Origin of the sequence: Paraburkholderia sp. LEh10 (genome assembly GCF_017814945.1) — a bacterium.
Lineage (GTDB): Bacteria > Pseudomonadota > Gammaproteobacteria > Burkholderiales > Burkholderiaceae > Paraburkholderia.
Genome location: NZ_JAGIPX010000008.1, coordinates 151,126 through 169,841, shown reverse-complemented (window position 1 = coordinate 169,841; position 18,716 = coordinate 151,126). Strand labels below are relative to the sequence as shown.

16 protein-coding genes and 1 pseudogene are annotated in these 18,716 nt (G+C 64.6%); 10 read left to right on the top strand and 7 right to left on the bottom strand.

Annotation, left to right across the window (positions count from 1 at the left end):
- Positions 1-3 precede the first annotated feature (3 nt).
- A complete protein-coding gene (locus J8I87_RS09460) occupies positions 4-666 on the bottom strand; it encodes a VC0807 family protein (RefSeq protein ID WP_209931187.1) in 663 nt (220 codons plus the stop codon).
- A gap of 173 nt (positions 667-839) precedes the next feature.
- Between J8I87_RS09460 and arfB the strand changes: the two genes are divergently transcribed.
- Complete coding sequence (gene arfB / locus J8I87_RS09455) at positions 840-1,247, top strand: alternative ribosome rescue aminoacyl-tRNA hydrolase ArfB (RefSeq protein WP_209931186.1); 408 nt, start codon at positions 840-842, stop codon at positions 1,245-1,247.
- Between the two features lie 129 nt (positions 1,248-1,376).
- Here arfB and J8I87_RS09450 read toward each other — a convergent pair whose 3' ends face one another.
- Positions 1,377-2,651: an EAL domain-containing protein gene (locus J8I87_RS09450; RefSeq protein ID WP_209931185.1), complete on the bottom strand. Its 1,275-nt coding sequence runs from the start codon at positions 2,649-2,651 to the stop codon at positions 1,377-1,379.
- Positions 2,652-2,966: 315 nt separating this feature from the next.
- On the opposite strand from J8I87_RS09450, the gene J8I87_RS09445 reads away from it, so the two are divergent.
- The gene (locus tag J8I87_RS09445) at positions 2,967-3,257 is read left to right on the top strand and encodes a putative quinol monooxygenase (RefSeq protein WP_209931184.1); all 291 of its coding nucleotides are present in this window, start codon (positions 2,967-2,969) and stop codon (positions 3,255-3,257) included.
- A gap of 232 nt (positions 3,258-3,489) precedes the next feature.
- Here the strand turns inward: J8I87_RS09445 and J8I87_RS09440 are convergent, their stop codons facing one another.
- The 3 genes from J8I87_RS09440 to J8I87_RS09430 all read right to left on the bottom strand — a co-directional run bounded on the left by J8I87_RS09440 (position 3,490) and on the right by J8I87_RS09430 (position 5,319).
- On the bottom strand, positions 3,490-3,747 hold the full coding sequence (locus J8I87_RS09440) for a DNA-binding protein (protein WP_209931183.1): 258 nt from the start codon (positions 3,745-3,747) through the stop codon (positions 3,490-3,492).
- Between the two features lie 286 nt (positions 3,748-4,033).
- Positions 4,034-4,270, bottom strand: a complete 237-nt coding sequence (locus tag J8I87_RS09435; protein WP_209931182.1) for a hypothetical protein — start codon at positions 4,268-4,270, stop codon at positions 4,034-4,036.
- Positions 4,271-4,587: 317 nt separating this feature from the next.
- A complete protein-coding gene (locus J8I87_RS09430; protein WP_409518736.1) occupies positions 4,588-5,319 on the bottom strand; it encodes a YdcF family protein in 732 nt (243 codons plus the stop codon).
- A gap of 251 nt (positions 5,320-5,570) precedes the next feature.
- Between J8I87_RS09430 and J8I87_RS09425 the strand changes: the two genes are divergently transcribed.
- A complete protein-coding gene (locus J8I87_RS09425) occupies positions 5,571-5,885 on the top strand; it encodes a hypothetical protein (RefSeq protein ID WP_209931180.1) in 315 nt (104 codons plus the stop codon).
- Positions 5,886-6,261: 376 nt separating this feature from the next.
- Here J8I87_RS09425 and J8I87_RS09420 read toward each other — a convergent pair whose 3' ends face one another.
- Both J8I87_RS09420 and J8I87_RS09415 read right to left on the bottom strand, forming a co-directional pair.
- Positions 6,262-6,531 carry a hypothetical protein gene (locus tag J8I87_RS09420; protein ID WP_209931179.1) on the bottom strand — a complete coding sequence of 90 codons (270 nt, stop codon included), beginning with the start codon at positions 6,529-6,531 and terminating at the stop codon, positions 6,262-6,264.
- Positions 6,532-7,006: 475 nt separating this feature from the next.
- Positions 7,007-7,402 (bottom strand): annotated as a pseudogene (locus J8I87_RS09415) (transposase); the annotation flags it as partial.
- A gap of 418 nt (positions 7,403-7,820) precedes the next feature.
- On the opposite strand from J8I87_RS09415, the gene J8I87_RS09410 reads away from it, so the two are divergent.
- From J8I87_RS09410 to infB, 7 genes are all read left to right on the top strand, one after another.
- On the top strand, positions 7,821-8,723 hold the full coding sequence (locus tag J8I87_RS09410; protein WP_209931177.1) for a LysR family transcriptional regulator: 903 nt from the start codon (positions 7,821-7,823) through the stop codon (positions 8,721-8,723).
- A 141-nt stretch (positions 8,724-8,864) separates the two neighbouring features.
- Positions 8,865-10,115 carry a pyridoxal phosphate-dependent aminotransferase gene (locus J8I87_RS09405; RefSeq protein WP_409518738.1) on the top strand — a complete coding sequence of 417 codons (1,251 nt, stop codon included), beginning with the start codon at positions 8,865-8,867 and terminating at the stop codon, positions 10,113-10,115.
- Positions 10,116-10,435: 320 nt separating this feature from the next.
- Entirely contained in the window at positions 10,436-11,515 is a 1,080-nt protein-coding gene (gene scpB, locus J8I87_RS09400) for an SMC-Scp complex subunit ScpB (protein ID WP_209931175.1), read from the top strand.
- A gap of 60 nt (positions 11,516-11,575) precedes the next feature.
- The gene (gene rluB / locus J8I87_RS09395) at positions 11,576-13,339 is read left to right on the top strand and encodes a 23S rRNA pseudouridine(2605) synthase RluB (RefSeq protein WP_209931174.1); all 1,764 of its coding nucleotides are present in this window, start codon (positions 11,576-11,578) and stop codon (positions 13,337-13,339) included.
- A 446-nt stretch (positions 13,340-13,785) separates the two neighbouring features.
- On the top strand, positions 13,786-14,244 hold the full coding sequence (rimP, locus tag J8I87_RS09390; RefSeq protein WP_054926524.1) for a ribosome maturation factor RimP: 459 nt from the start codon (positions 13,786-13,788) through the stop codon (positions 14,242-14,244).
- Positions 14,241-15,716, top strand: a complete 1,476-nt coding sequence (gene nusA / locus J8I87_RS09385; protein WP_209931173.1) for a transcription termination factor NusA — start codon at positions 14,241-14,243, stop codon at positions 15,714-15,716. The genes rimP and nusA overlap by 4 nt, the downstream gene beginning before the upstream one ends.
- Before the next feature lie 96 nt (positions 15,717-15,812).
- On the top strand, positions 15,813-18,707 hold the full coding sequence (infB, locus tag J8I87_RS09380; RefSeq protein ID WP_209931172.1) for a translation initiation factor IF-2: 2,895 nt from the start codon (positions 15,813-15,815) through the stop codon (positions 18,705-18,707).
- The last annotated feature ends 9 nt before the right edge of the window (positions 18,708-18,716 follow it).

The following is an 18,716-nucleotide window of genomic DNA, read 5'->3' as shown; positions in this document are numbered from 1 at the left end:
GTGCTAGTTCGCGGCCGTCCCTTGCGGCGGCTGCGTTTCGGATTTCGGCTCGTGTCCGGACAGGTCGCGCAGCGTGCGCCGGTACCACAGCGTCCAGATCATCAGCCCGCCGAAGACGCCATAGCCGACGAACGGCGACACGACCAGCACGCGCTCGACGGGCCAATGCCACGCCATCCAGCCGCGCAGCGCGGTTTCGCTGGTCAGGCCGATGCCCCAGGTGGCTGTCAGTACACGCATCGCATAGGCGAAGGCGGGGCGCTCGCGCCAGAGCATGTCGATATGGGCGGCGCCATTCGTCATTTCGCGGTCCATGAAGGCGCGCGTCAGGTAGAAGATCGCGGGGCGGTGCAGCAGCAGCGACAGCAGGAACCCCAGGCCGATCGCCCCCGACGCCAGCGATTCGCGAAACAGCAGCATGCGCGGGTCACCGCCGAGCGCCATCGCGCCGATCGACAGCACGATGCCGAGCAGCACCGTCAGGCTGACGGCATCGACGCGCCGAAAGCGCACGAGCTCGACGATGCTCCACACGAGGGGCGGCACGGCCGACGCGAGCAGTCCGCCCGTCTCACCCCAGTAAGGCTGAGCAAGGCGGTACGTCACCCACGGCAGCACCAGGTTGACAACCAGTTCGAGGACCAGCGCAGGGCGCACTTTCGTCACGATGATTTGCCCATCAGCTAAAGATGTCAGTATCGGCGAGATCCGCGGGGAACGGCAAATGCAGAATGCACGAAGCGCACGAAGCGCACCGCATCAAACGCGGCAGCCCGCGTATTGCCCGTGAGATACAGCATAGGCGGTTACACTTTCCGTTCATCGCCAGACACTTTGACATGACTTCACGCCATCCGATCCCGCCGAAAGAAATCGAATTGACGGCCGTGCGCGCGCAGGGCGCAGGCGGGCAGAACGTCAACAAGGTGTCGAGCGCAATCCATCTGCGCTTCGACGTGCGCGCGTCGTCGCTGCCCGAGGTGCTGAAAATGCGGCTGCTCGCGATGAACGATCATCGGCTGACGCGCGAGGGCGTCGTCATTATCAAGGCGCAGGAGTATCGCACCCAGGAAATGAACCGCGCGGCGGCGCTTGCGCGGCTCGATGCGCTGATCGACAGCGTCAGCGTGACCCGCAAGGCGCGTGTGGCGACCCGGCCGACGCGCGCATCGAAAGAGCGCCGGCTCGAAAGCAAGGCGAAGCGCAGCGACGTGAAGTCCGGGCGGCGGCGCATCGCGCACGACTAGCGGATCGATCGGGCGCGGACGTGAAACGACCTGAATACGGGTGGAAAGGTTGCAGGCAGGCGGCAGGCGCCGCTTCCATCAGCGCCGCACGGCTTCGGGCGGAACAATATCCCGCGGCCCGCCGCCTCGTCAGTCCGGGCTCGCGTTGCGCAACTCAGGCAGAAAGTCCACGCAGAACACGTGCGTTGTGCCGTCGCGCTCGACGGTCACGGCAGCCGTGTAGCAATCCTGGCCATCGATCAACGAGCAATGCGGTCCCATCATCGCGACGCGTCCGGGCGCGGCGAGTGCATGCTTGAAATAGGCGCGGCGCGACCAGTTGCTGCGCGTGTCGGGAAAGAGCGGCGCGAGCCGCGCGGGCGGAGGCGGCGTGCCCGCCGGCGTGATCGACGGCTGCAGCTGCTCGCCGCGATCGCTCAGCACGAACACGCGGCGCGCGTCGGGCAGCAGGAACACGGGCTTCGCGGCCTGTTCCAGACCGCCCGTCTCCATATAGAGGCTCGCGCCCGCCAGCACCGCCTCCGTAAAGCCCTCGAAGCCCGGCCGCTGATAGCGCGAATGTGTGCGCTCGTAATTGGCGAAGCGCTCCCACATCTGCTCGATCAGTTCGGGCACGCGCGCGCTAGCGGCCTGCATCGACGCTTTCGGCTGTCCAAACCAGTAGCCCTGGACGAAGTCGACGTCGGCCTGCATCAGCGTCATCAGTTCGTCTTGCGTTTCGACGCCTTCGGCCAGCACCAGGGTGCCCGACTGATGCAGCATGTTGATCAGATGGCCGATCAGCGAATTGTCGTTGTCCTGGCGGCCCGCGCGCGCGACGAGCGAGCGGTCGAGCTTGACGATGTCAGGCCTGAAGCGCCACACGCGATCGAAGTTCGAGAAGCCGGTGCCGAAGTCGTCGATTGCGATCAGAAACTCGCGTGGCTGCGATGCGGCGAGCATGCTGGCGACGGCGGATTCGTCGTCGGCCGGTTGCTCCAGTACTTCGATCACGATGCGTTCCTGCGGTAGTCCGAAATGCTCTGACAGTTCATCGATGAACGGGCGCTGCGGCCATCCCGTTTCGAATACCTGCGGACGTGTGTTCAGGAACAGCCATCCCGTATCGATGCCTTGCGACATGAAGTTCGCCACATGCAGGCAGCGCGCGAGCCGGTCGAGCGCACGCGCATCGGCCGTCGAGCGGGTACCCGAAAAGAGCACGGCGGGCGAGATCGGATGGCCCACGGGATCGAAGGCGCGCAACAGCGCTTCATAGCCGACCACACGCTGATGCGTCACCGAGACGACCGGCTGGAAGACGCTGCGCAATGTAATGGTTCGCCACGGCGCGGCCCATCCGGCCTCTTCCTGCACCATATGCTGCAGAAGGCCAGCGAGCGTCGTATCGTCGACGTTTGGCATGACGGCAGATTGTCCTATGCAGCGTGAGGCGCTCGCCCGGAAGCAGCGACATGCCGGCGGCAGGCATGCGCAACATCGGCGCATTGGAGGCGGGGCCCGAAGGCGATCAGATTGATGCCGTTCGCGCGCGACTCCGCTCAGTTGTGCAGCTCAGTTCGTCCAGATCAGTCTAGCAGTTCATATGCACCGTGAATGTTCGGGTAATCACAAACGGGTACATCACTCTGCGCACCGATGACTTGATATTGGCGTCGATTGCCGGTTTGTTTGTGCCTGTGGCGCTATGCTGTTGTTTTCGCAAAAGTGGAGTGAAGCATGTCGGAAATCGCGGTGGTGGCGATCTCGGTGGCAAAGCCGGGGCATGAGGAGCAATTACGCGCGGCGCTCGAAGGCATTGTCGGGCCGACGCGCAAGGAGCGCGGTGCGTTGCAATACGATCTGCATCGGGACTTGCGCGAGCCGCGGCGCTTTGTGTTCTTCGAGCGTTGGGAAAGCGAAGAGGCGCTGGCCGCGCACGCGAAGTCCGCGCATATCGAGGCGTACAAGAAGGCGTCCGCGGATTGGATCGAGTATGCGGAGCTTCGCATCGTGTCGAAGATCGCGTGAAGCTTCGAGGACTTCGATGGCCTTGAAGCGGCGCGGCAAACGGAAAGGTAAAAGCCCGGCGGCGCGACGGCCGGAACCGGGCGCAGCGGGTCCTTCGTAATGTTTTCGCGCTTCAGGTTGTCTGCTTGCGCCGTGTGCGGGCGGGTGCCTGGGCGGCTTGCGCCGTGTGCGGGCGGGTGCCTGGGCGGCTTGCGCCAAGCTGGTTTGCTGAAGGCGGTTGAATATCACGCGGTCAATGCGTCGAGTGCGGCACGTCGAGGATCAGGATGATGGTCCAGTCGGCGTCGCCATCGTGGTGGTACTGGCGCTCGGCGACGATGAACGGCTCCTGCTTGCCGGCCGGTCCGAGAAACAGCACGTCGCCTTCCATCGGCAGACATTCCACGGGCGGCAGCGCGAGGAACGCGTCCTGATTGCCGCGCGGCATCAGTTTTTCGATCTTTCGGGATGCTGCCTCGGTCCATTCGATGTCCAGTTGGATGTTGCTCATTCTGTCCTCCGCACCTGAGTGCGCACGGGTTGGGTGGATTCGTCGGTGCGCGACTTTAGCATACCGTCGGCGCGTAGCCGGCGACGCACGCGCGTAGCGGCAAGCTCCATGCGTGCCCGCCAGCGCAATAAAAAAGCCGAAGCCGTGCTGAACGGTTCGGCTTTTCGTTTGCCCGGCTTCGCGCGGCCGGAGGGGCTATCGTTGACTTGACCACAAGGGCACGCGAGAGCGCGCCGTTGCAGCGCGTAGCCGGCGCGCCGCGCGGCGGACCTGTTTTCGATGCGGCTTACTGCGTCGGCTCAGCGGGCTTCTTGTGATGCATCGAACCCTTGTGATGCTTCATCGGCGCAGGCGGCGCGCTTTCCATCGCCTGTTGCTTCGCCTGTAAATCTTGCGCGCGCTGTTCGACGTCGGCGGCCTTTGCCGGGTCAGTGCTCATCGTGATGCCTTGATCCTGCTGCGCGTAAGCCGCGCCCGTCAGCGCCGAGAGGGAAACCAGGATTGCCAGGGACACTTTCTTCATCGCTACCTCCGTAGAGAGTGGTTGTGGACCCGAGTATGGCCTGTCCAGTGGAACGACAGTGCATTCTAGCCAGCAATGTTTGGTCCAACGCGCGTTCTGTAACAGAATTCACATATGGTTACGTTTGGTTACATCACGCGCGGCCGCGACGATTCCGGCCCGGGTGAAGCCATTGCGCATCCAATGTATTGTGCTTCGCTTCAGCGGGTGTGTCGCGACAAGTCATATTTTCCCGCTGACAGCGCCGCACGCGCTTGCGATCCCGTTTGCCCATTCCATCGGGACAACTAAGCAACTCTCACGTCAGCGCCCGGGCATCAGAACCAGCCGATCTGCCGGTAGACATGGAACTGCGCAATGCCGATCAGTTCGTGCAGCGCGATTTCTGCATCGAACAGATTCTCGGCGCGCGGCAGCAGGCCGCGTCTCGCGTGGCGCGTGTTCGACACGACGGGCAGCGGCTTCATCCCGAACCGGTGGAAGTTGAGCAGCGCCCGCGGCATCTGATACGCGGAAGTGATGAGGATCAACGAACCGTAATATGCGTCCGGCACAATGGCAGCAACGTTGCGTGCGTTCTCGTAGGTGCTCAGGCTGCGGTTTTCGAGGATGACGTCGTTGCGTGGCACCTGTTCGCGCAGCAGATAGGGCAGGTAGAGGTCGGCTTCTGTCGACTCGTGCTCCTGCGGATTGCCGCCGCTGATGATCACGTGACACACCGGGCTGACCTGCTTGCAGCGCGCGTAGACCTCGGCGCTCTTGGCGATGCGGGCGAGCGCGTCGCGCGGCGGAACGAGCTGCCCTGCGCGGTTGTGGTTGGTGCCCGAACCGAGCATCACGATCGCCGTACGTGAGGCGAACGTTGCCGGAGCAACCGTCGTGCCGCTGGCCGGCGCGCCGCGCTGGGCGAGATCGAGCAGCGGCTGGGCCAGCCAGCCGGCGGCGAGCGCCCAGAAGAGCGCAATTGCCGTTACGCCGATAAGCGTTCGGGCGCTGCGCAGCAGCACGAAAGCTGCAAAAAAAAGCAGCAATAAAGTGAAGAGAATCAATTTTATTGGGGTAACGTATGGTATTCGGACATTCCAGCTGGCGGATCATCGCACCGTCACGGTCGCATCGCCGCCGGTTGGAGCAGAACGCTAGCACAGCGTTCACACGGGGGCCGAAATAAACGGCGGCCAATGCCAGTCATCGCGGACAAACGGGGGAAATCTCCGGCCACCCGCGGTGCGCGTGTCAACCGACACGCCATTGTGTCGCGAACAAAGAAGTCATGGCTGCACTTTAAGAAAGAAGTGAGATGACAACTTATTCCAACGAAGCAGTACTTGAGGCGCTGCGACGGGCGCAATACCGTCAGGTGCCGTGGGCCAAGCGCCCAGGCGTTTTTGAATATCTGCGTTCGCTTGGCATGATGGACACCGTTCGTCAACGGACGGTCGCTCCCGCGCCCGGTTTCCACGCTCCTGTGGACATCGCGGTGCTGACCGAACGTGGCCGCTCCGAATTTGCGCGGCTTGCGCGCGACGAGCGTTCGCTCGATTGGGATGCTCGGCGCATGCGCAACTACGTTTTTGCCGGCGCGGTCGCCGGAGAGAGGGCAGCGGCCGTCTAGACGACGGTCCGTCGGCGGGACGCGCGCTCACCAGAACAGTGCTGCGCGCGGGAAACGCGTCATGCGAGGCGCGTCGAGGCCGTGTCGCCGCGTTTTCTGGGTTTTTACAACTTCTTTATTCCGCGCAAGATCACGCGGCTTCTCTCATCGGCCGGGCATCCGGGCAAATTGCGGACGAAAAAAAGCCCGTATCGCGAGGATACGGGCATACCGGAATTACTTCTGCCACGCTGTGCTAATGGCACTGATGAGACTGCGATACGGCGGTGTGGTTCCCCACATCGCGTATGTTCATTGCCCGCCGCCACGCCGCGTGCAGCGCCACGCTTGATGTACGTGCAATTCGCGTCGCATCTGCGGCGCGGTCATCCGCCTGTCACTGAGCGCCCGGCGCGCGCCGCTGCGCGGCGTCTTCCCGCGGACTTTCTGGGCGTGCGCGGACGTTGCTGGCGATATCGCCGCGCAGATCGCCGCGCGGGGTCGGCGGCGTGAAGTTCTGATTACGCGCTTCGGCCTGCTGCCAGGCCTGTATGGTGGCCGGCTGCTCGGGCCGCCAGTTCCAGCCCTGCGGACGTTGCTGTGCGTATACCGTCGCGGCAAGCAGCGAAACGACCATGCCGCAGATACGCAGAGACATTGGCCTCATGATCGACTCCCGACATGCCGGTCGGGGCGGGCTTGTTGGCATATCTGTACGGTATGCCGCGCTGCGAAAGGGTGCTGTAAATAAAAGTAAATGGATGTTTCGCGCCGTCACGGGAGGCGGGTGGCCAAACGGGCGCGGACTGCTTGATGGGGAGGGCGGGGCATGTCTGTACGCCGGCATAGGCAGGCCGGTCCAGCGATGCCGCGATCCGGCGAAAAGGCACGAAAACGCGACACGCGAATTCGCCCAGGTTTTTCGGCCTGTTACAGCGTAGGGAGCGGCAACAACGCCCGCCGCGACCGATGAACGGATCGCAGAAACGAACCCGTCGCACCCCGCACGGGACGAGGGACGACGCGAAATCGGACGCAAGGGAGCAAACGAAAGCGGCCGCGCTCAGGCGCAATCCGGCAGGCAGGCTCGAAAACGCACCGGGCGCCGCGAGGCGCCCGGTGGCATGGACTGCGTAGCGTCAAGCCATCTTGACTGGCGCGCGCCAGGATTCCGGATTGGTCCAGAACGCGCCGCGCAGACGGTCGCGGCTCGGCGGTGCCGGCGGTTTGGCGGCCGTCGCGCCGATGCGTCCGCGCAACGAGATTTCACGGCCGCTCGTCGCGAGCCGCTTGACTATTTCAGCGAGCGTGCCGTCGGCCTGCCATTCGTCGAAACGACGACGGCACGTCGGTGGCGACGGATAACGGCCCGGCAACTTGGACCAGCCCTCGCCCGTCGACAAAACCCACAACACGGCGTTGACTACCGCGCGAGCTTCGACGCGTGGCCGACCACGGCGTTCGCTCCGTGCCGGCTCCGCACAGAACAACGCCTCGACCAGCGCCCACTCGTTATCTCTCAAATCGTCGAACACCATCATGTTTCACCTCAGCGAAGCTAACTCCGGTGCGCTGCCCCGCGCTGCGCACTCTTCATGCGCCCGTATCCACGTCGGGCGCCGGCGGAGAGCCGGCTATGCCTTAGCGAACCTTTTTTCGCAGGTCCGAATCGGCGCCGACTCTTGTGCAAGGGGAGACGCACGAAGCGTGCCACCTTTGATTCAGGCGCCTCGAAGCCCCGCCGCATCAAGCCGTTACGGGCGTTAGCCTGGCCCGTATGAGAATCCAAAAAACCTATCAGGCAAATCGGGACAATCACCAATCTTGTGCAATCAGGCCCGTCCCGCGTGCGTTTGCGCCTTTCGACCGCACTTCAGCGAGACCGCGGGAACGATGCGCAAATAGGTCTCAGGCCATAAAATCGGAATCAAAGGGCGATATTCATGAGGCAAATGGATGAATGTGACGTTGCGCCAATTGCGCGTGTTCATCGAAGTCGCGCGGCTGCAGAGTTTCAGCCGCGCGGGCAGCGAGATCGGCCTCACACAGTCCGCCGTGAGCCGGTGCGTGCGCGAGCTCGAGGCGGAAATCGGCCTGAAGCTGATCGACCGGACGACGCGCGAAGTGCAGCTCACCGACGTCGGCGGCAACCTCGTCGCGAGCGTGTCGCGGTTGCTCGCCGATCTGGACGACGCGCTGCGCGAAATCCGCGAAATCGGCGAGCAGCGGCGCGGGCGCGTGGTGGTGGCCGCAAGCCCGACGATCGCGTGCCGCCTGATGCCGCAGATCATCGCGGCGTGCGGCAAGCAGTTTCCGTACATCACGCTCGGCCTGCGTGATGACGTGCAGAGCGACGTGGTGCGCAAGGTCAAGTCGGGCGAGGTCGATTTCGGCGTGGTCATCGGCCCGATGTCCGCTGACGACCTGCTGACCGAGCCGCTGATGACGGACTCGTTCTGCGTCGTCTGTCGCGACGATCATCCCCTCGCCGCAAGGCGCGAGGTCGCGTGGCGCGAGCTGGACGGCGAGCGGCTCGTGATGCTCGACTATGCGTCGGGCAGCCGCCCGATCATCGACGCCGCACTCGAAACTCAAGGCGTAAGCCCCACTGTCGTGCAGGAGCTCGGCCATCCGTCGACGGTGTTCGGACTCGTGCAGGCGGGCGTCGGCGTGAGCGTGCTGCCGTGGCTCGCATTGCCGCTGCCGGCGGGGTCGTCGCTGGTCGCGCGTTCGCTCGTGCCGCGCGCCGAGCGCACCGTCGAGCTCGTGCGGCGGCGCGACCGCTCGCTGTCGCCAGCCGCCGATGCCGTATGGAATCTGATCCATCAGGTGCCGGGCAGGACCGAGGATCTGCGCTGACGATCGGCCGCGTCCCGAGGCAGCGCGGCTTGCACCGTAGTCCGATTCGCGCCGCGCGCGTTTCGCGACACGTTACACTCGCATCTTTCGACAGACCCACCGGGACCCTCGATGCGCGAAACGGACCTGCCCCCGTCTCCGATGCCTGATGTGCTCTCTGCTGCGTTGACGCCCGCAGCGCCGGCGCCCGCCACGGTGCCCAACGCGCGTGATGCCGTGCGCCTGCTGCGTCCGTCGCAGATCCGCGAAGTGGCGAACGCCGGTTTCGGCGTGCCGGACGTGCTGCCGTTCTGGTTCGGCGAATCCGACCGCGTGACGCCGCCGTTCATCCGCGATGCGGCGAGCGCGGCGCTCGCTTCGGGCGCGACGTTCTATACGCACAACCTTGGGATCGCGCCGTTGCGCGAGACGCTCGCCCGCTATGTGAGCGCGCTCCATGGACCGACCTCCGTCGACCATGTGGCCGTGACGAGCGCAGGCGTCAATGCGCTGATGCTCGCGGCGCAGCTCGTCGTTGGCGCGGGCGACCGCGTGGTCGCCGTCACGCCGCTGTGGCCGAATCTCGTCGAGATTCCGAAGATTCTCGGCGCGCACGTCGAAACGATGTCGCTGGCCTACGGCGCAAACGGCTGGCAGCTCGATCTGCAACGGCTGCTCGGCGCGCTCACGCCCGACACGAAGCTGCTGATGCTGAACTCGCCGAACAATCCGACCGGCTGGGTAATGAGCCGCGACGAGCAACGCGCCGTGCTTGAGCATTGCCGCCGCCACGGCATCTGGATCGTCGCCGACGAAGTCTACGAGCGCCTCTACTACCCAAACGAAGCGGGACAAGGCGGCATGCATGGCGGCATGCAAGGCGCGCCGTCGTTCCTCGATCTCGCCGCGCGCGACGAACACGTGATCTGCGTGAACTCGTTTTCGAAGGCGTGGCTGATGACGGGCTGGCGGCTCGGCTGGATGATCGCGCCGGCATCGCTGATGGACGACCTCGGCAAGCTCGTCGAATACAACACCTCATGCTCGCCGGCATTCGTGCAGCAGGCGGGCATCGCGGCGATCGAGCACGGCGCGCAGTTCACGCGAGACCTCGTCGCCGACCTGCGGGCGTCGCGCGATCATCTTGTGCAGGCGCTGGCGGCGCTGCCCGGCGTCGACGTGAAAGCGCCGCCCGGTGCGATGTACGTGTTCTTCTCGGTGCCGGGCGCGTTGCGCAGTCTCGACCTGTGCAAGGCGCTCGTGCGCGAGGCGGGGCTCGGCCTTGCGCCCGGCAGCGCGTTCGGGCCGGAGGGTGAGGGCTTCGTGCGCTGGTGCTATGCGTGCGACACGGCGCGACTCGATGCGGGCGTCGAGCGGCTCACGGACTATCTCGCCCGCCATCACACGCGCTAGGCCCGGCGAACGGCACGGCGCCGCATTGCCATGGCGCGCCGAAACCGAAACGTTACGCAAAGGACGAATCCCGTTTAAGGTGCAGTTCGGATTTCGTCTTTACGCACCGATTGTTTTTGCGTAAGATGGCAGCCAGTCACGCGGTTCCCTCGCGGAATTTCGCTGCTCCGTCGTCCGGCTGGGTATGGCTCGATGCCTTTTTCGCCTCCCCCCGGTGCGTGCTCCCATCAATATGACCGATCAGAATCGGGCGAGCGCGTCTTCAGTTCCACATCGTCTGTTTGATCCGGTTCTTTGACCACAGGGTCTGACCTAGCTGCATGAATACCCAAGAGGCGAAGATCGTCCTCGAGACTGCCTTGATCTGCGCGCAGGAGCCGTTAAAGATCGGTGATTTGCGTAAGCTGTTTGCTGACGGCGTGTCGGCGGATACGGTTCGCACGTTGCTCGAAGACCTGAAGCAGGATTGGTCCGGGCGTGGCGTCGAACTCGTCGGCCTGGCATCCGGCTGGCGCTTTCAGAGCAAGCCGGCAATGCGGACGTACCTCGACCGCCTGCATCCTGAGAAGCCGCCGAAGTACTCGCGCGCGGTGCTCGAGACGCTCGCGATCATCGCGTATCGGCAACCCGTCACGCGCGGCGACATCGAAGAGATTCGCGGCGTGACCGTGAACACGCAGGTCGTCAAGCAGCTCGAAGACCGCGGCTGGATCGAAGTGATCGGCCATCGCGACGTGCCGGGCCGTCCCGCGCTGTATGCGACGACGCGCTCGTTCCTCGACGACCTCGGCCTGAAGTCGCTCGAAGAACTGCCGCCGCTCGACGATCCATCGGCGCAGGCGAATATGGATCTGCTCGCGCAGCATGCGATCGAATTCGCGGACGGCGAGACGGCGGGAACGGGCGACGATGCACTGCACGCGGACGATGGCATGGCTCATGCTGTATCGGAAGCCGTGGAGCGGGTGGATATCGAGCCGGCTGGCGCACAAGCGCGCGAGACTGGCGGCGAAACGGACGCCCACGTAGAGCGCGGTGGCGAGCATGATGAACGGGCGCCTGTTGCCGAAGCGCCAACGACGCAAGGCGAAGTGCACACGTTTGCGCAAGATCCTGAAAGCGTCGAGCATGTGAATATCGCAGGGCAGACGGAATCGCACGCTGTCGCGGCGTTAGCGCTCGAAGCGGGTGCGGCTCACGAAGCCGGGTCCGCCGCGCAGCCGGAAGGCGAACACGAAGACAGGCGCGAAGCGCATGACGAGACCGGGCACGCGAAGCACGCCAACCCGGCCGGACCCGACGAGAGCCAGGCGGTGCATGACGATCGGCACGATCGCCGCGGCACCGCCCAGGACGCAGGCGAATTCACCGACGACGAAGCCGAGTCGCGCAGCGCCTGACGTAACCGTACTTTTTGACGCGCCCGCAACGGGCGCGCGACCTGACATTTTGAGGTTGTTTTGACAGACATCCACGACACCGATTCGTCCGAATCCGAGCGCGCCGTTGCCGCTGCGCGCCCCGACGAACCGCGCACCGCGCAAGCGTCGGCGGGCGGCAACGAGCGGCCTGCGCAAGCGCCGGACGCCGAAGGCGAAGAGCGTCCGCGCCGCGGTTTGCGCCGCGGCCCGCGCAGCCTGATCGCGCGCCGCCGGGCCGGGACGAAGGCGAAGACGGCTGACGCAGCCGCTCAGCCAGCCCCCGTCGTGACGGAAGCGCCACCCGACGGCGAAGTCGTCGCGCAGGTGCGTATGCCGCGCAAGGAGCCGGGAGCGAAGGGCCAAGGCGGCCAGGGTGGGCGTCGCGCTGCGGGCAAGCAGGGTGGCCAGCAAGGCGGTCAACGCAAGAGCCGTGGCGGCGCGGGCGGTGGTGGCGGCGACGCGGCATCTCCAGCGGCAGCCGAAGGCGACAAGCAGGACGACCTGTTCGCCTACGTGACGTCGCCCGCCTTCGACGCCGACAATTCCGCGACGGGCGGCGTGCGCGCACCGATGCTACGCCGCGGCCGCGCAGCGGCGCCCAAGCGCGTGCTCTCTCCTGACGAAGACGCGCCGAAGCTGCACAAGGTTCTCGCCGAGGCCGGCATGGGCTCGCGCCGCGAGATGGAAGAACTGATCGTCGCTGGCCGCGTGTCGGTGAACGGCGAGCCTGCGCACATCGGCCAGCGCATCATGCCGACCGACCTCGTGCGCATCAACGGCAAACCCGTCAAGCGCAAGCTGCAGAACAAGCCGCCGCGTGTGCTGCTGTATCACAAGCCGACGGGCGAGATCGTCAGCCACGCCGATCCGGAAGGCCGTCCGTCAGTCTTCGACAAGCTGCCGCCGATGAAAACGGCGAAGTGGCTCGCGGTCGGGCGTCTCGACTTCAATACGGAAGGTCTGCTGATGCTGACCACGTCGGGCGATCTGGCCAACCGTTTCATGCATCCGCGCTATAGCGTCGAGCGTGAATATGCGGTGCGCGTGGTCGGCGAGTTGACGGAAGGCAACCGGCAAAAGCTGTTGCACGGCGTCGAGCTGGACGACGGTCCGGCGAATTTCCTGCGCATTCGCGATGGCGGCGGCGAAGGCACGAACCACTGGTATCACGTCGCGCTCGCCGAAGGGCGCAACCGCGAAGTGCGCCGGATGTTCGAGGCGGTCGGCCTGATGGTGAGCCGCCTGATCCGCACGCGTCACGGCCCGATCATGTTGCCGCGCGGTTTGAAGCGCGGCCGCTGGGAAGAACTCGAGGACAATCAGGTGCGCAGCCTGATGGCGTCCGTCGGTCTGAAGGCGCCAACCGAAGAGAAGGGCGGCCGCCGCAACGAGCCGGAGCGCCGCCAGCCGGATCCGATGCAGACATCGATGGGCTTCATCAACCGTGAGCCGGTGCTGATGTCGCATGGCCGCTTCGACCAGCAGTCGCGCGGCGGCGGCGGTCAGGGCCGGCGCGGCAAGCCGGCGGGCGCGTTCGGCGGGCTCACCTCCCACCTCGGCGGCGGTCTGGGCAATACGGGCGGTAACCGTGAAGGCCGCGGCCGGAGCCGCGACGTCGACGGCAATCGCGCGCCGTCGGGCAACCGCGCGGCGGCGGGCGGGAATGCGAAGCGCGGCGGCAGCAATCGCGCGCCGAATGGCAACCGTTCCGGCAACGGCAACCGCGCAGGCGGGAATCCGAACGCAGGCGGCAATCGGGGCAGTGGCGGCGGCGCGCAACGCAACCGCTCGCGTGGCCGCTGACGGCTTGCCGCACAAACAGTCGAAGGCCGTTTGTCGCGACGCGCAGTGAGCGTGCTGCGACGGCAATCGCGCCTGATCGGCGGGCACCGTTCGCCGCCGATTGCATCTGGCGCGGCGCGCGCGCAAAGCTGCGCCACCTACAAGAAAATGCCTATTTTCAAGGCCCGATTGCGGTGAAATCGGCCGCAAACCCACGTAGAGCGGTGGTCGGCCGTTTGCGTTTGGCGTGAAAAAAGGCTACAATCACGAAGTCACTGGGCGTGCGGTTTCATGTGCGGCTCAGGTGCGACCACCGGCAATAAGATGATGGGCGTTTCGCCCATTTTTTTTTGCCGCTCAGTTCTCAGGTGGATCGGCATCTCGGGTAGCACGAACGTGCGCCGGCTTGGCGCGCAGCCCGCGGGTGTATCGCATTGGCTTGCAGCGCGAACATCTTAGAGGGCATTGTGCAACTGACGGAACTGATTGAAACCACGGTCGTGGGCCTCGGCTACGAGCTCGTCGATCTCGAGCGCACCGGGCGCGGCATGCTGTGCGTGTATATCGACCAGCCCGCCGGCATCGCGATTGAAGACTGCGAAAAGGTGACTCGTCAGCTCCAGCACGTCCTGACGGTGGAAAACATCGATTACGAGCGGCTGGAAGTATCGTCGCCGGGTCTCGACCGTCCGCTGAAAAAACTGGCGGACTTCGAACGTTTCGCGGGCAGCGAGGCGGTGATCACATTGAAAAAGCCATTGGACGGACGGAAATCGTACCGGGGCATCCTGCATGCGCCCGAAGGCGAAACGATCGGTTTGGAATTTGAAGGGAAGGAAGGCGCCGCGATGCTGGATTTCACGCTTGCGGATATCGACAAGGCACGCCTCGTTCCGAAAGTTGACTTTAGGAGCCGCAAACAATGAGTCGCGAAGTGTTGATGCTGGTGGATGCGCTGGCACGCGAGAAGAATGTCGACAAGGACGTGGTTTTTGCCGCGCTCGAGGCAGCGCTCGCCTCTGCATCCAAGAAACTCTTCGACGAAGACGCGGACATCCGCGTTCATATCGACCGTGAAAGCGGCGAGCACGAAACCTTCCGCCGCTGGAAAGTCGTGCCCGACGAAGCGGGCCTGCAGGAGCCGGATCAGGAAATCCTGCTGTTCGAAGCGCGCGAGCAGAAGCCCGACGCGCAAATCGACGACTACCTGGAAGAGCCCGTTCCGTCGATCGAGTTCGGCCGTATCGGCGCGCAGGCCGCCAAGCAGGTGATCCTGCAGAAGGTGCGCGACGCGGAGCGCGAGCAGATCCTGAGCGACTTCCTGGAGCGTGGCGAAAGCATCATGACGGGTACCGTCAAGCGTCTCGACAAGGGCAACTTCATCGTCGAATCGGGCCGTGTGGAAGCGCTGCTGCGCCGCGACCAGCTGATTCCGAAAGAAAACCTGCGCGTCGGCGACCGTGTGCGCGCGTACATCGCGAAGGTCGACCGCACCGCGCGCGGTCCGCAGATCGAGTTGTCGCGCACGGCGCCCGAGTTCCTGATGAAGCTCTTCGAAATGGAAGTGCCGGAAATCGAGCAAGGCCTGCTGGAAATCAAGGCGGCGGCGCGGGACCCCGGCGTGCGCGCGAAGATCGGCGTCGTCGCTTACGACAAGCGCATCGACCCCATCGGCACCTGCGTCGGCATTCGCGGCTCGCGTGTGCAGGCCGTGCGCAACGAGCTCGGTGGCGAAAACGTCGACATCGTGCTATGGTCGGAAGATCCCGCCCAGTTTGTGATCGGCGCGCTCGCGCCGGCAGCTGTCCAGTCGATCGTCGTCGATGAAGAAAAGCATTCGATGGACGTCGTCGTCGACGAAAGCGAACTGGCCGTCGCTATCGGCCGCAGCGGCCAGAACGTGCGTCTTGCCAGCGAACTGACCGGCTGGCAGATCAACATCATGACGCCGGACGAGTCTGCACAAAAGCAGAATCAGGAGCGCGGCGTTCTGCGTGACCTGTTCATGGCGCGTCTCGATGTCGACGAGGAAGTTGCCGACATCCTGATCGACGAAGGTTTTACGAGTCTCGAAGAGATCGCGTACGTGCCGCTCAACGAGATGCTCGAAATCGAAGCATTCGACGAAGACACGGTTCACGAACTGCGCAATCGCGCTCGTGACGCACTGCTGACGATGGCGATTGCGAACGAGGAGAAGGTCGAAGGCGTTGCGCTCGATCTGAAGAGCCTCGACGGTATGGACGCCGATCTGCTCGCGAAGCTGGCTGAACATCAGATCCAGACGCGCGACGAGCTGGCGGAGCTGGCTGTCGACGAGCTGGTCGAAATGACCGGCGTGAATGAGGACGCCGCGAAGGCGTTGATTATGAAGGCCCGTGAACACTGGTTTCAATGAGATCCACGACCATGAACCACTGACCTGATGGCGGCCGCAAGGCTGCATGACCCGATGCTAACCGCAAGGAATTGGTCCTTGCACTAAGAGGAATGAATGGCGAGTAACAACGTAGCCCAATTTGCCGCGGAACTGAAAATGCCTGCAGGCGTGCTGCTCGAGCAGCTGCAGGCGGCGGGCGTCCAGAAAGCGAGTGAAGACGATGCCTTGTCCGAGACGGACAAGGCGCGCCTGCTCGACCACTTGCGCAGGTCGCACGGCTCGAACGATGCTGACAAGCGCAAGATCACGCTCACGCGACGGCATACGTCGGAAATCAAACAGTCCGACGCGACGGGTAAAGCTCGCACCATTCAGGTCGAAGTGCGCAAGAAGCGCACGTTCGTCCGCCGCGATGAAGCAGCGGAGCAGCCAGCGGAAGTATCGGGCAATGGTCAGGAAGCGGAAGATCTGGAACTGCAGCGTCGCGAGGAAGAAGCGCGTCACGAGGCAGAACTGCTCGAGAAGCAGGCTCTGGAACTGAAGGAGCGCCAGGAGCGTCTCGCGCGCGAAGAGGCCGACCGTCAGGCACGCGAACAGGCGGCCGAGGCGGAGCGTCGCCGTGCCGAGGAAGAAGCGGCGAAGAAGCGCGCAGCGGCGATGGCGGAAGCGGCAGCTCGCGAGCAGGCCGAGCAGGAGCGCGCGTCGCAGGACGAAGACCGCGCGGCGGCGGAACGTGCGGCGCAGCGCGAAGCGGCGAAGAAGGCCGAAGACGCAGCGCGCGAGCAGGCCGAGAAGACACGCCTCGAACAGGAAGAAATTGCGAAGCGCCGTGCAGCGGCTGAAGCCGAAGCACGCGCGATCCGCGAAATGATGAACACACCGCGCAAGGCACAGGTGAAGGCGCCGGAGCCGGCGCCGAAGCCCGTCGAGCCGGCCAAGCCCGCCGAAGCAAAGGGCACGCTGCACAAGCCGGCGCGCCCCGCTGGCGAGACGGCGGCGCGTCCCGCTGCAGCAAAGAAGCCAGCGCCCGCAGCAGCGGCGCAGCCGGCAGCGGCAGCGCAGCCGGCAGGTCCTGGCGGGGACAAGAAGAAGGCGGGCGGCAAGGGCGGCAACTGGCAGGACGACGCTGCGAAGCGCCGTGGCATCAAGACGCGCGGCGACACGAGCGGCGGTATCGATCGCGGCTGGCGCGGCGGTCCGAAGAGCCGCGGCAAGCATCAGGAAGCCACGTCGTTCCAGGCGCCCACTGAGCCGATCGTGCGTGAAGTGCACGTTCCGGAAACGATCACGGTTGCCGATCTCGCACACAAGATGTCGGTGAAGGCTTCGGAAGTCATCAAGGTGATGATGAAGCTCGGCCAGATGGTCACGATCAACCAGATGCTGGACCAGGAAACGGCGATGATCGTCGTCGAGGAACTGGGCCACCATGCCGTCGCGGCGAAGCTGGACGATCCGGAAGCGATGCTGGTCGAAGGCGAGGTCACGGATGCGGAACAACTGCCGCGTCCGCCCGTCGTTACCGTCATGGGTCACGTCGACCACGGCAAGACCTCGCTGCTGGACTACATCCGTCGCGCAAAGGTTGCGGCGGGCGAAGCGGGCGGCATTACGCAGCACATCGGCGCATATCACGTCGAAACGCCGCGCGGCGTCATCACGTTCCTCGATACGCCGGGTCACGAAGCGTTCACGGCAATGCGTGCGCGCGGTGCGAAGGCAACCGACATCGTGATTCTGGTGGTCGCAGCGGATGACGGCGTGATGCCGCAGACGAAGGAAGCGATCTCGCACGCGAAGGCGGGCGGCGTGCCGCTCGTCGTCGCGATCAACAAGATCGACAAGCCGGAAGCGAATCCGGAACGCGTGAAGCAGGAACTCGTCGCGGAAGGCGTGGTGCCGGAAGAGTACGGCGGCGATTCGCCGTTCGTCCCCGTGTCGGCGAAGACGGGCGCGGGCATCGACGATCTGCTCGAAAACGTGCTGTTGCAGGCCGAAGTGCTGGAGCTGAAGGCGCCTGTCGAGGCGCCGGCGAAGGGCCTCGTGATCGAAGCGAAGCTCGACAAGGGTAAGGGTCCTGTTGCGACGATTCTCGTCCAGTCTGGTACGCTCAATCGCGGCGACGTCGTGCTGGCAGGCAGCGCCTATGGCCGCGTGCGTGCAATGCTCGACGAAACAAGCAAGCCGACCAAGTCGGCGGGTCCGTCGATCCCGGTCGAAATCCAGGGTCTGTCGGAAGTGCCGGCGGCGGGCGAAGAAGTCATCGTCATGCCGGACGACCGCAAGGCTCGCGAAATCGCCCTGTTCCGTCAGGGCAAGTTCCGCGACGTGAAGCTCGCGAAGCAGCAGGCCGCGAAGCTCGAAAACATGCTCGAGCAGATGGGCGAAGGCGAAGTGCAGCACCTGCCGCTCATCGTCAAGGCCGACGTGCAGGGTTCGCAGGAAGCGCTGGTGCAGGCGTTGCTCAAGCTGTCGACGGACGAAGTGCGCGTGCAGATCGTGCACAGCGCTGTCGGCGGCATCAGCGAGTCGGACGTCAACCTGGCGACGGCGTCGAAGGCGGTCATCATCGGCTTCAACACCCGTGCGGACGCGCAGGCGCGCAAGCTGGCGGAAGCCAACGGCATCGACATCCGTTACTACAACATCATCTATGACGCAGTGGATGAGGTGAAGGCGGCGATGTCGGGCATGCTGGCACCGGAGAAGCGCGAAGTCATCACCGGCATGGTCGAAGTCCGTCAGGTCTTCAAGGTGCCGAAGGTCGGCACGGTGGCGGGCTGTATGGTCACGGACGGTGTGGTCAAGCGTACGTCGTCGGTGCGCGTGCTGCGCAACAACGTCGTCATCCACACGGGCGAGCTCGATTCGCTCAAGCGCTTCAAGGACGATGTCAAGGAAGTGCGTCAGGGTTTCGAGTGCGGTATGTCGGTGAAGAATTTCAACGACATCCAGGAAGGCGACCAGTTCGAAGTCTTCGAAGTCACGGAAGTCGCGCGTACGCTGTAATTCAGGCGT